At 33.0% G+C, this 13,075-nt stretch carries 13 protein-coding genes; 3 read left to right on the forward strand and 10 right to left on the reverse strand.

All coding sequences use genetic code 11. From position 1 onward, the window contains the following. Positions 1 to 30 precede the first annotated feature (30 nt). The 3 genes from BMZ74_RS06250 (at position 31) to BMZ74_RS06260 (ending at position 2,463) form a co-directional block, all read left to right on the forward strand. Positions 31 to 1,131: a 5-methyltetrahydropteroyltriglutamate--homocysteine S-methyltransferase gene (locus BMZ74_RS06250; protein ID WP_089861128.1), complete on the forward strand. Its 1,101-nt coding sequence runs from the start codon at positions 31 to 33 to the stop codon at positions 1,129 to 1,131. Positions 1,132 to 1,222: 91 nt separating this feature from the next. Beyond that, entirely contained in the window at positions 1,223 to 1,813 is a 591-nt protein-coding gene (locus BMZ74_RS06255; RefSeq protein WP_089861130.1) for an outer membrane beta-barrel protein, read from the forward strand. A 65-nt stretch (positions 1,814 to 1,878) separates the two neighbouring features. Beyond that, positions 1,879 to 2,463 (forward strand): outer membrane beta-barrel protein, encoded by a 585-nt coding sequence (locus BMZ74_RS06260; protein WP_089861132.1) that lies wholly within the window; start codon positions 1,879 to 1,881, stop codon positions 2,461 to 2,463. A gap of 50 nt (positions 2,464 to 2,513) precedes the next feature. On the opposite strand, the gene BMZ74_RS06265 is transcribed toward BMZ74_RS06260, so the two are convergent. The 10 genes from BMZ74_RS06265 to BMZ74_RS06310 all read right to left on the reverse strand — a co-directional run bounded on the left by BMZ74_RS06265 (position 2,514) and on the right by BMZ74_RS06310 (position 13,052). Then, a complete protein-coding gene (locus tag BMZ74_RS06265; protein WP_089861134.1) occupies positions 2,514 to 3,587 on the reverse strand; it encodes a diguanylate cyclase in 1,074 nt (357 codons plus the stop codon). Between the two features lie 138 nt (positions 3,588 to 3,725). Next, complete coding sequence (locus tag BMZ74_RS06270) at positions 3,726 to 5,639, reverse strand: TonB-dependent receptor plug domain-containing protein (protein ID WP_089861136.1); 1,914 nt, start codon at positions 5,637 to 5,639, stop codon at positions 3,726 to 3,728. Positions 5,640 to 5,732: 93 nt separating this feature from the next. Continuing rightward, positions 5,733 to 6,839 (reverse strand): energy transducer TonB, encoded by a 1,107-nt coding sequence (locus tag BMZ74_RS06275; protein WP_089861138.1) that lies wholly within the window; start codon positions 6,837 to 6,839, stop codon positions 5,733 to 5,735. Then, on the reverse strand, positions 6,826 to 7,257 hold the full coding sequence (locus tag BMZ74_RS06280; protein WP_089861139.1) for an ExbD/TolR family protein: 432 nt from the start codon (positions 7,255 to 7,257) through the stop codon (positions 6,826 to 6,828). Before BMZ74_RS06280 ends, BMZ74_RS06275 begins: the two co-directional genes overlap by 14 nt. A 41-nt stretch (positions 7,258 to 7,298) precedes the next feature. Further along, complete coding sequence (locus tag BMZ74_RS06285; RefSeq protein ID WP_089861141.1) at positions 7,299 to 7,910, reverse strand: MotA/TolQ/ExbB proton channel family protein; 612 nt, start codon at positions 7,908 to 7,910, stop codon at positions 7,299 to 7,301. A gap of 165 nt (positions 7,911 to 8,075) precedes the next feature. Beyond that, entirely contained in the window at positions 8,076 to 9,506 is a 1,431-nt protein-coding gene (locus BMZ74_RS06290; RefSeq protein WP_089861143.1) for an aspartate ammonia-lyase, read from the reverse strand. Beyond that, positions 9,499 to 10,752 (reverse strand): [FeFe] hydrogenase H-cluster maturation GTPase HydF, encoded by a 1,254-nt coding sequence (gene hydF, locus BMZ74_RS06295; RefSeq protein ID WP_089861145.1) that lies wholly within the window; start codon positions 10,750 to 10,752, stop codon positions 9,499 to 9,501. The genes BMZ74_RS06290 and hydF overlap by 8 nt, the downstream gene beginning before the upstream one ends. A 47-nt stretch (positions 10,753 to 10,799) precedes the next feature. Then, on the reverse strand, positions 10,800 to 11,591 hold the full coding sequence (locus tag BMZ74_RS06300; RefSeq protein ID WP_089861147.1) for an SDR family oxidoreductase: 792 nt from the start codon (positions 11,589 to 11,591) through the stop codon (positions 10,800 to 10,802). Between the two features lie 53 nt (positions 11,592 to 11,644). Next, positions 11,645 to 12,577 carry a Cof-type HAD-IIB family hydrolase gene (locus BMZ74_RS06305; protein WP_177181381.1) on the reverse strand — a complete coding sequence of 311 codons (933 nt, stop codon included), beginning with the start codon at positions 12,575 to 12,577 and terminating at the stop codon, positions 11,645 to 11,647. Positions 12,578 to 12,611: 34 nt separating this feature from the next. Further along, positions 12,612 to 13,052 carry an NUDIX domain-containing protein gene (locus tag BMZ74_RS06310; RefSeq protein WP_089861151.1) on the reverse strand — a complete coding sequence of 147 codons (441 nt, stop codon included), beginning with the start codon at positions 13,050 to 13,052 and terminating at the stop codon, positions 12,612 to 12,614. Positions 13,053 to 13,075 lie beyond the last annotated feature (23 nt).

Raw genomic sequence — 13,075 nt, forward strand, 5'->3', positions numbered from 1 at the left:
TTATTTTATTTCTAAAAGGAGGAGTTTAAATTGTCTAATAGTTTAAAAGCACCATTTAGAGCCGATCAGGTGGGAAGTTTATTAAGACCAGAAAAATTACTTAAAGCCCGGAATGAATGGAAAGATAAAAAAATATCTAAAACTGAGCTTGAACAAATTGAAACTAAAGAAATAAAAAGAATTGTGGATAAACAAATTGAAATAGGTCTGCAGGCAGTAACAGACGGGGAATTCAGGCGGGATTGGTGGCATCTTGATTTTCTAGAAGAATTGAATGGACTAACAGGCTATGTTCCTGAACATGGCTATAAATTTGCCGATCTAGAAACAGAGGCCTATGATGTTAAAAATACAGACCGGATATCGTTTAATCCTGAGCATTCTTTTCTAAAACATTTTAAAAATTTCAAAGAAATTGTAGCAGGTAGAGCAGTAGCCAAACAGACAATTCCCAGTCCAAATCAATTATTTCATCCCGGGATAAGAAATCAGACAATTTATCCAGAAATTGAAGATTATGCAGCTGATATAGTTAAAACCTATCAGACTGCTGTTCAGGCTTTCTATCAGGCTGGTGTCCGCTACCTCCAGTTTGATGATGTTTATCTTGCCAGCCTGTCTTCACCAGACATTTCCTATCAGAATAGTAAATATTCCCGGGAATATTTAATTGAACTTGCCGTTCAGATAGTCAATGAAATTTTACAAGACAAGCCCAGTGATCTAACTGTAACAACTCATCTCTGTCGGGGAAATTATCAGTCAAGCTGGGCTTTTGCAGGCAGTTATGATTTAATTGCTCCTATTTTGTTTGCGCAAGAAAAAGTAGATGGTTTTTTTCTTGAATATGATGATGAAAGAGCCGGAAGTTTTGAACCTTTAAAATATATACCTACTGCTGGTCCAAAAGTTGTACTTGGTTTAATAAGTTCTAAAACAGGTACCCTTGAAAATAAAGAAGAAATAAAAGAAAAAGTTGAAGCAGCTTCTCAATATATAAATTTGAAACAATTATGTTTAAGCCCTCAATGCGGCTTTGCGTCTACCCATCATGGCAACAATCTGACTGAAGAAGCACAGTGGCAGAAACTAGCATTAATTACTAAAATTGCGACAGAAATTTGGAATTAAAACTAAAATTTAAATAATTAAGCAGGAATTTTAAGATATCAGTAGAATATATATTTATAAAATATAAATAATTAAATGGAGTGATTAATTTATGAAAAAAGTTGTAGTAATTTCTCTTCTCTTAGTTTTAGCATTTTCTTTTAACACTATGGCAAAAGACAGTTATTTTAGCACTAAATTGGGAGTCAGCTTTAATGGTGACAGTATATGGGAAATGCCTGACAGTGATACTAATATTAGCTTAGATACTGATCCAGGTGCTGTACTAGCAGTAGAATATTTCAGACCAGTTACTGAACATGTTGACCTGGGAGTTGGGCTAGCGTATCAATTTAAAAAAGATCTTGATTATTCAGCTGATTCTGATGTAAGTGATCTGAAAATAACATCTATACCTGCTTATTTAACCTTAAAATATAATTCAGATCAAGTTTATCTAATTAGCCAGCTTGGTTATAGTTCTTTCGATCTCGATTATAATTTATCCGGAGATGGTGACATTGATAGTGATGGAGGCCTCTATTACGGTTTAGGAGCCGGTTATAAATTTGCTGAAAATAAATTCTGGGAACTGCTCTACAGTGTCAGCAATGGTGAAATAAAAGATAATGTAGGTGATCACACAGAAAAAATAGATGTTGAAAATTCACAGCTAACTCTTTCTTTTGGTATGTCTTTTTAAATAATTAAATCTAATAAAAAATTAGCTGCTAAATTTAGTCAGCAATTAAACGGAGTGATTAATTTATGAAAAAAGTTGTAGTAATTTCTCTTCTCTTAGTTTTAGCATTTTCTTTTAACACTATGGCAAAAGACAGTTATTTTAATACCAAATTGGGAGTCAGTTTTAGCAGCAATCAAAATTGGGAGATTATAGATGATTTTAACATTAATCTCGACCTTGATCCTGGCGCTGTGTTTGCAGTAGAATATTTAAATCCAGTTACTGAACATGTTGACCTGGGACTTGGGCTAGCTTATCAGTTTGAAAAAGAATATGACTCATCTATCTATGGAAATGATGATTCTACAGCAAGCTTTATACCTGCCTATTTAACCTTAAAATATAATTCTGGTCAAATCTATCTTGTTAGTCAATTTGGATATAGTTCCTTCGACTTAGACTATGATGGTGATGATGATATTGATATTGATACTGATGGTGGTCTTTATTACGGTTTAGGAGCCGGCTATAAATTTGCTGAAAATAAATTCTGGGAACTGCTTTACAGTGTCAGCAATGGTGAAATAAAAGATAATAGCGGCAGTGATACTGAAAAAATAGATGTTGAAAATTCACAGCTAACTCTTTCTTTTGGTATGTCTTTTTAAATAATTAAATCTAATAAAAAATTAAAGCCGTGCTTATAAGCACGGCTTTTTTAACAGGCTGAAACTTGATTTTTTCCATTATTTTTAGATCTATAAAGAGCCTGATCAGCTCTTTCAATCAAACTTCCAATATCGTCATCAGGCTGTAGTTCAGTTACTCCAAAACTACAGGTAACATGGTCTACCTGTTTAAAATAGTAGGTATCAAGGTTTTCCCGCAGCCTTTCCGCCAACCTGATCGTTGCTGCCAGATTTGAACTAGGAGCAAGAACAAGAAACTCCTCTCCTCCCCAGCGGGCCAGAATATCACTTCTTCTAATTGATCTACTTACCAGATCAGCCACTTCAATTAAAATCTGGTCTCCTACATTATGACCAAAAGTATCATTAATCACTTTAAAGTCATCAATATCAAACATAATTAAACTTAAAGATTGATTATTTTTATAAGCTTCTTTAATTTTAATTGACATTAGTTTACCTAATTTTTCTCTATTATAAATACTGGTTAGATTATCTATGCCAGATTTATAAGCAATCCGATTTGATATTAAAAGTGTAACCAGAATAATAATAGTTCCTACTACAAAAATAATTAGCTGAATTAGTAAAAATAGATTTTTAATCGATTTTTTTTCATAAAGAGAAATTAATCTATCTGTTTCATTTAATAATAACTGATTATTAGCTATTATCCAGGCAACAGCAGACTTTTTCTGGTTATAAGTATTTCCATCATTAATCAAAATTTGAATCTGTCGTTCAAACTCAAACCAGGTCTGTCTGATCTCCTGCAGCTGAAGAGAAATTCTTTCATCTTTTAAAATAGGAATACTAAGTTCTTCACTTCCCTGACAGAGAATTTGCAAATTACTCTGAAACTCAGCTGTCGTATTAAGCAGTTTTTCTGGTGGATAATTAGTATAGATTTTTAGCAAAACTTCTTTGCTAATTTTTTGGGACAGCATCCGCTGTCTACCTGCTATATCAATAACTCTATTCTGAACCTCATTCACTTTAACCATACTATAAATAGTCACTAGATTAATTAATAAAATAATTATGCTAATTAGAGCCAACAGCCCTAATAAAGTACTTGTTTCGGTTTGCTTAAAAAGTTTCATCTGTTCAAACTAACTCCTGAATTTATCATTTTCTTATGCAATCTTAATTCTTTTTAATTCTATCATAAAATGAGAAATAATACTAATAAAGAAACTGTAAATTTATTATCTCAGGAGTATATAATTTATATTTTTTTATTAAAACTCTCTTTCCAGACCTAAATAAATATTTCGTGCTGGCATAGCATAAGCACCTGGATATACCCAGCCACTATCCCCACTGCTTCTAACTTCATAAGCTTCATTAGTTAAATTATTTGCTTTTAGATAGAGTCTAGTCTTATTATTAAGATAATAATTAGCTGCAAAGTTAATTGTTAGATAAGAAGAAGAACTAAACCTTTGCTCACTTCTGCCAGCAGCTCCCCGGAGAGAAATCCCTGCATCCCAGAGATCCTGCTGATAATTTAAATTAAGATGATACGAATTAGGCTGATTATTATTTAAATCTTCATGATAATCATTATCAGAACCATCTTTATTTTCAATTTCTAAATAGGAATATCCTACAGCAAGATTCCAGCGATAAGAAAGCTGTTTTTCCAGACTTAAATCAAGCCCATACTTTCTTTGCTTGTCAATATTAACAGCAAGTGTTCTTCCATCACTACTAGTTCCATAAGCAATTGCATCTTTTAATTGGCTATTAAACACACTAGTAGTTAATTTCGTTCCCTGAGCAAATTCTGTATTAAAACCAACTACAATTGTAGAACCAGTTTCAGGTTCTAAATCAGGATTACCAACCATCCAGGGAGTATCAGAGAATAGATCTTCAACTAAAGGAGCTTTAACTACTTCACCCCAGGAAAAATAAAGATTAGTAGTTGGGCTAAATTTTCTATTGATTGTGATTCGGGAAGTAGTATTATTACCAATTATACTGTGATCATCATAACGAAGTCCACCAGTAACAGTCCAGAGTTGATTTAGCTGCCACTGATCTTCAAAAAAGATAGCTCTATTTGTATAAGAATTATCAATTCCCTGGCTTTTATAATCAGTATCTTCCTCCAGCCAATCTATTCCCATTAATAAACTGTGTGCCTGATTTAACTGCCAATTTTGCTGCCATTCACCACCTAAAATACTGCTGTCAACATAATAACCAGAAGTAGCATCATAACTTATATCTTTTTCATAACTATTTTTATAAACTCTTAGATGATTATTACTACCGTATTGGTAGGTTAAAGCCAAATTTTGAGCTGTTGAATCCCCAGATCCGTCAGGATAATAATAAGTGTCATTAAGCGAATAACCAGGTGGAGTCCAGCTAAAGCCGAAATCACGCTGACTATAATCAAATTGAAACTGAAGAGAATTATCTGTCTGGAAATCTTTGGTTACTTTTAAAGACCAGAGATCTTGATCATAATAACTTTGATCCATTGTTTTTATGTCACCAGAACTTGCTTCTTTATATTCAAAATCATCTCTTTCTTCCAATTCTCCACTTAAGTAAAAGCCAAGATCTTCTGTTAATTTATTAGTAATAGTTAAAGAACTTTTCTGAAAACCCCAGCTGCCTAAATCCTGGGAAATTGTTATTTTTTTCTGTTCTGGATTGCGAGTTATTATGTTAATTACTCCTCCAACTGCATCACTACCATAGAGAGAGGAGCCAGCTCCCTTTACTATTTCTATTCTTTCAATATTTTCGACAGGAATGCTGCTAAAATCAGCTCCACCTTTACTTCCACTTTTAATTATGTAATTCCAATTCATTCTCCTACCATCTACTAATGTTAACACCCGGCGATCTCCATTTAAAATCGGGCTTGTGCCTGTGCTATCTGTTTCCATATTAATACTGCTCTGCCTTAGTATTTGCTCTAAACTAACTGCCTGCATTTCTTCAATATCCTTACTGCTAATTACCTTTACATCAGCAGCTGTATCTGCTTTAGCAGCAGCTACTTTATTAGCTGTAACTAAAATTGTATAAAGACCACTGTCATTATCTTTTTGGGCATTTACTGGTATGGTAATTAAGCTTAATAGAATTATTGTAATTAAGATGGGTCCAAATTTATGCATTAATTTAAACAAATTGTTTCCTCCTTGAATATTTTTATAAGTTTCAATTTTATTTTTAGTTTGATAAATTGATAATTTTTAACTCTTGGTATAATTAAACCATTCTTATTCTAATTCAAATACAATCGCCATTTTTATAGATAGCTGTTCTTTAACAATTTCTTCTGTAAAAGCTGGGAAAGGAGCAGCCCTCTTTAAAATTGCTAGTGCCTGTTGATCAAGGCTATCATAACCAGATGAATCTGCAATTTTTGCTTTTTTTAGATCTCCATTTTTTCCTATTAAAAATGAAACTACTACATTACCTTCGTATTCTCTGGCCCGGGCAAATTCAGGATAGGTTTTATGCTCAGCAATTATTGCTGCGACTTTTTGTAAATAATTCTGGGGCAGTTCTTCAGCTGACTGATTATTTTTGTCCTTGTTTTTAATTGATTCTTCCTGAACAGGCTCAGGATTATTTTTAGACAGTTGTTTATTATTAGTTAAAGTTGAATCTGACTCACCTGTCTGAACTAGACTATTCTCCAGACGGCTATCTGCCTCCGCTTTAACTTTATCAGTTGAGCTAGAATTATTATTTAAACTGTTTTGAGCTGAATTTTCTAATTCTTCATTTTCATTTTCCTGCCGAATATTATTTTCAGCTTTAAGCTGCTTAATATATTCTTCAATATCTGCAGGCTGGGAATCATTTTTTTCTTCAGTTTCTTTAGTTGGAGAAATTTCTTTTTCTGCTTCTACTACCTCTTCTGGAGATTCTGTTCTAAATGATTCTTCGACTTTAGACTTGGATTTTTCTGTCTCAGCTGCTTCTGTTTCAGAAGCGGACGCTAGAGAAGCTTGTTTTTGCACCGAATTAGCTTGACTCTGTTTTTCTCGCTTAATCTTTTTTAGAGGCTTTTCAGTTGGAGATTTCTGCTGCTTTTTAGCTTTCTTTCTTTTTTTTACTACTTTTTTAGCAGCTGGAGCCGGTACCTCGTTTTTAACAATGCCTGAATTAACCGAATTATTTGAAGCTTCTTGTGCTGGCTTAATTGACTTTGGTGCCTGAACAGGTTTGGCTGGCTTAGTAAATCTAATTACTACTTCTTTTGGAGGTTTTGCTTCTGCAGCTGAGTGCCAATCAAGCTTAAGCCCAATTGAAAACAATAGAAAATGCAGCAGAATCGCTAGTAATAAGGCCGCTATTATGGATTTACTGTGTTTCATTAACTCCACCCGCTAGCTTCTCAGTAGAAATAACCATCTTTTCTCCATTTATTTTTCTAACTACATCCATTACCTGAATCATAAAGCCAACTGGTACTTTCTCATCAGCTTTTAAAGTTACCAGTGCTAAATCTCCAGCTGTCTCTTTTTTTAACAACAACCTATTTAATTCGCTAAAATTATACTGGTTTTCTCCCACAAAAATATGCTGACTTTGATCAATAAATATTACCAAATTATTCTGGGTGTTTTGCGTTTGCTCATCAGCAGTAGTTGATTTTGGTAAATTAAGCTCTAAACCATTTTCTACTATAAAGTTTGAAGTAAGCATAAAAAATAGCAATAGTATAAAAACAACATCAATTAAAGGAGTAATGTCCAAACCTGTTTTAATAGTTTTTGGCCGCTTAAAATTCATAACTAATTCCTTTCTAATTTATTATGTAAAAAGCTCTAACTTTATTTTTCATTTAGCCATTCAGTCAGCAACTGGGTTTTTTCTGTCATATTATTATAATGATGATCAATTTTTCCTTCAAAGTATTGATAAAAAATAGAAGCAGGAATTGCAACAGTTAAGCCAACTGCTGTGGTTATTAAAGCCTGTGATATCCCCCCTGCTAAAACTATAGGATCAATGTTTCCTCCCAGCTCATAGATTTTCATAAAAGCTTTAATAATTCCAGTAACAGTTCCCAATAATCCAATTAAAGGAGCAATGTGGGAGATTATTCCTAATCCTCTTAAATATTTGCTCATTTTCCGCAGTTCTTTTGAACCAATTCTAGTTAATATTTTTTCTCTTTCCCGGGCAGATTTTTGATGATTATTAATGCCAATTTTAATCAGCTTTAAAACAGGTGAGTTATTTACCCGGGCCAAATTAGCAGCTTCTCTAAAGTTTCCTTGCTCAATTAATATTTTTATTTTAGTCAGCAGCTTTTTGGGAGATTTTTTTAAGCGCAGAAAAAAATATGATCTTTCAATTACAATTGTCAAAACTAAAATTGAACATAACAAAAGTGGGTACATAAAAACTCCCCCACTCTTAAGTAGTGAATAAAAATCCAAATCTATTCCTCCTTTTAAATTAAATAATTTAGTTATTAGTCGACTTAGTTGATATTAATTATCAATTTCAATAAATAGTATACATATTATGAGTAATATTGTCAAGATTAAAAACAAAAAAAGTGGCAGCTTACAGCTACCACTAAAGATTTCTATCTAAGATTATTAATTATTTTTATTTAATTTTAATATACCTGGAGTAGTCATCTGTTCTGCTTTTAGTATCTGAGATAATTCTTCCTCACTCAAAATATTATCAGCTAAAATTAGTTCTTTAAGACTTTTATCCTCAGTTAGAGATTGTTTTGCTAATTGGCTTGCCTTTTCATAGCCTAGATAAGGAACCAGACAAGTTACAAAAGCTAAACTATGATTAACTAAGTTACGACAATGATCTTGATTAGCCTCAATACCCGTAATACATTTATCAATAAATATTCTCATTGCCTGCTGCATCATTTCAAGCATATTTAATAATTTATGGGCTATTAGAGGCCCAAAAGCATTTAATTCAAGCTGCCCATCTCGAGCAGCAAGAGTTATTGCTTGATCACTGCAGATTATTTCAATCGAAAGTTGATTTATCATTTCACAAATAACAGGATTAACTTTTCCAGGCATAATTGAAGATCCAGCCTGCACAGCCGGTAATTTTATTTCTGCCAGACCACCTTGCGGACCTGAAGCAAGCAATCGCAAATCACTTGCAATTTTATTTAAATTAACTGCTGATGCTTTTAATAAACCTGATACCTCAACAAAGATATCCATATTCTGCGTTATATCAATCATGTTTTCAGCATGAGACAGGCTAAGTCCACTTAAATGCCTCAGATGCTTAGCAATTTTGAATATATAATTATGTGATGTATTAAGCCCTGTTCCAACTGCAGTTCCACCAAGATTAATATTCTTAAGACGATCAGTTATTTTATAAAGGCGCCAGCGATCTCTGTTTATGGCTTCCGCATAAGCTGAAAATTCCTGTCCCAGAGTAATTGGTACCGCATCTTGAAGCTGAGTTCTTCCCAGTTTAATTATATTGGCAAACTCTTTTTCTTTTTCCTGCAGAGCTTGCTGTAATTCCGCTAGAGTTTCAGTCAATGGTGCTAGCAAATTTAAAACTGCCATTCGCAGAGCAGTTGGATAAACATCATTAGTTGATTGTCCCCGATTAACATCATCATTGGGATGAATAAACTTATAATCACCTTTTTGCTTCCCGCTTATTTCAAGAGCATAATTAGCAATTAGTTCATTCAGCATCATATTAGTTGAAGTCCCTGCTCCTCCCTGATAGGCATCGAGATCTATCTCTTCTAATAATTTTGACTCAATAATTTGCTGACAGGCAGCCAAAATAGCTTCCTGCTTAGACTCATTCAACAAACCAAGTTCAAAGTTTGTAATTGCTGCTGCCTGTTTAATTATAATGATAGCTTTTAATAATTCTGGATGAACTCGCGAGCGACTAATCTTAAAATTTTCCTGAGCTCGAACTGAATTAATGCCATAATAAGAGTCAACTGGAATCTTTCGGCTGCCGATACTATCCATTTCTAGACGATAATCACTCTCATTGCTTAACTTAGACATAACTAGGCTGACCTTCTTCCTGAGCAGCCAGCCACATCCTATAGGCAGCTGGAAAAGGTTTTAAAGCCCGATCTAAAATACCATGCAGCTGGGCAATTGCCATACCGTAATTAATTACCGGTACTCCTGCCTGTTCTGCTTCCTGTAGACGTGAAAGAACTTCTTTACGATTTAACATACAGCTCCCACAGTGAAGAATAAGATCATAATCAGTTAAATTGGCAGGATATTCTCTGCCCGAAACATGAGTAAATTCTAATTCTCCTCCCACACGACTGCGCAGCCAGCGTGGAATTTTAACTGTCCCAATATCATCAGCTTGACGGCGATGAGTACAGGCTTCTGCAATTAATATTTTATTACCAGGTTTTAATTGTTCTAATTTTAAAGCTCCTTTTAAAAATATTTCTAAATCACCTTTATAACGAGCAAATAAAATAGAAAATCCTGTTAATAGAATATCTTCTGGAACATCAGCGTCAACTTTCATAAAGGCTTGAGAATCAGTAACAACTAGTTTAGGTGGCTCTTTTAACTTGGCCAGAGTAAGTTTAAGTTCTCTTTCTTTACAAACCATTGTAATACCATCATGATCAAGAATATCTCTAATTGTCTGCACTTGTGGTAAAATCAATCTCCCTTTGGGAGCAGCTAAATCAATGGGAGTTACTAAAACAACTGTCTCACCAGGATTAACTAAGTCACCAACTATAAAAGCTTCTTCTGTGTCAGCTGGCATTTTTTCTACAATTTTAGTTCTCAACTCATCAATTCCTGTTTTTTTAACTGTACTTACCAGAACTGGTTCTAATTGATACTCATCTTTTAATTTATTAGATAAAGTATTTGTCTTAAATTCAAGATCAGTTTTATTAATTACAGCTACAACTGCTGTCTTTGTTTCTTTAAATTTTTCTAATAAGTCTGCTTCATATTCAGCTATTCCCTGTTCAGGATCAATCACTAAAACAGCTAAATCTGTTTTTCTAATTACTTCTAAACTTTTTTTAACACGTAATTTGCCAAGTTCACCAGTATCATCTATACCAGCAGTATCAATCATAATTACTGGTCCCAATGGTAAAAGTTCCATTGCTTTATAAACTGGATCAGTTGTTGTCCCTGGCACACTAGATACTAATGCTAAATCTTGATTAGTTAAGCTGTTAATCAAACTTGATTTCCCAGCATTTCTTCTCCCAAATACACCAATGTGAGGACGATTTCCTCTGGGTGTTTCCTGCATAAAATTCACCTCTTTAATAAATTAACTAATTACTATAATTTAAAGCTTTAAAGATTAGAACTGGTACTGCCTCCATCAATTACAATTGTTTCCCCAGTAAGATAAGCAGCTCTTGGAGAAAGTAAAAAAGTAATTAGATCTCCAATTTCTGTTGGCTGACCTAATCTCTGAAGAGGGATAGACCTGCTTTTTTCTACTAAAGCAGCCTGATAATCTTTAAATTGTCCATTTTCTACTTCATTATTTAAAAGTTCTTTAATTCTAGCTGTTTCATGAGAACCTGGCAGAACAGCATTAACTCTAATCTGAGGTGCTAATTCGTTAGCCAGAGTCTTCATTAAACCAATTACTCCCATCCTAACTGAGTTAGAAAGTAATAAATTAGGAAGTGCTTCTTTAACACTGGTTGATGTTATGTTTACAATGGCTGCTTGATCACTTTCTTTAAGATAAGGCAAAGCATATTTAACTAATCTAACTACACTCATTACTAAAAGATCAAAAGCTTGATACCAATCAGATTCTGTAAGATCTATAAATTGCCCTGCTGGCGGTCCACCAGCTGAAGTAACAAGATAATCAAGCTGACCAAATCTATTAATTGTTTCTTGAACTAAGTTTTTTAGATCTTCTTTTTTAGTTAAATCTCCCGGAACAGCAATTATTTCTCCTGCTGACAGCTGCTTTAATTCATTTAAAGCAGCCTGAAGCTTAGTTTTATTCCGTCCATTAATTACAACTCGAGCACCCTCTCTGAGCAGTGATTGAGCTGCTCCCCTGCCAAGCCCACTGCTAGAAGCTGTTATAATTGCAACTTTATTTTTTAAATCTAAGTCCAAATTTAGCACTCCTTTCTTGCTAATTCATTTAACAAAAATATAAGCTTTTGCTATCAAATACTCTTAAATTTAATTTTATTATCATTTTTCTTTTTAATTAAAAAACTATCATCACTTAAAATATGATTTAAAATTACTGCTACTCCATCTTCATCATTACTCAAAGTTTCTAGATCACTGGCAGCTTTTAAAAGTTCCGAACTGCTGTTAGCCATTACCACTGCTGTGCCGGCCTTTTCAAAAAGCTCTAAGTCATTCTCTCCATCTCCAAAAGCAATAGTCTCTGTTATTGGAAAATCAAGTTCTTGACATAAATATTCTAATGCTTTACCTTTGCTAACTCCAGCTGCATTAATTTCAATATTATTTTCTCCAGAACTTGAAATATTAAGTTCCCTTAAAAATTTATTCTGTAATTCATGGCTGGCAATTTCAATTTGTTTTTTATCACCTAAGACAAATATCTTATGCAGACAAAACTCATTTTTATTTAAATAAGCGATTAAACTATTTACTCCTTTTATATCCATTAATTTAAATTTACTTATTATCTTAAATAATGAGGCTAATAATCTTTTCCGATATTTTAGTTTATGACGAGTAGCAAAGAAAAAATTTTTATATAAATTAAACTTATTATCAGTAATAATTTCTTCTCCCGAGGAAATATAATAAGCAATTTTTTTATATTTAGCTAAAAGTTTTAAGACTTTTTTAGCAGAAGAAAGTTTAATTTCCTCACTTAAAATAACATTACTATTCTTATCTATAATATAACTGCCATTACTAGTTATATAACCAAGATTATCAATTTTACTAGTTAGCTGTCTTGCTTCACTATAATTTCTACCAGTTGCTATGATTACATAATGATTTAAACTAATTAACTTTTCAATAATCTCCTTATTACGTGATGATATTTCTGATCTGGAATTTAATAAAGTACCATCGAGATCAATTAAGATTAGCTTTTTACTGGCTGGCAATAAATTCACCTCTTACTATTATAAAATATCTAGCTTAATATCCATATAAAATCTCTGTTTTATAGTCTGAATTATCCTTATCAGCAAGCTCATCAAATAGTTGCGCAGTAAAGCCGCCTAAGTCATAATTATTTATTTCTGATAACTCTGCCCAGCAGTAACTCTCTGCTTCCTCATTTAAAATTACTTCTGTTGAGTCAGTTCGACAGATATAATCCATAAAAATAAAATGTTTCTTACTGGCAAAACTTTCACTAAAGATACTCTCTTTAATGCTAAGCAATTTAATATTATAAATATCCAGGGCCGTTTCTTCTTTGATTTCACGCTGCAGAGCTGCTTCCAGACTTTCTCCTAATTCAACATGACCACCTGGAATTACATATTTATCATTCCATTTATGAGATTTACAGAGTAAAATTTGATCTGCTTTATTTAAAATAACAGCACCTACTGTTAATTCTGGATAATTCATTTACCTGTCAACTCCTGCTATTT

It is taken from the genome of Halanaerobium salsuginis, from assembly GCF_900114545.1.
Lineage (GTDB): Bacteria > Bacillota > Halanaerobiia > Halanaerobiales > Halanaerobiaceae > Halanaerobium > Halanaerobium salsuginis.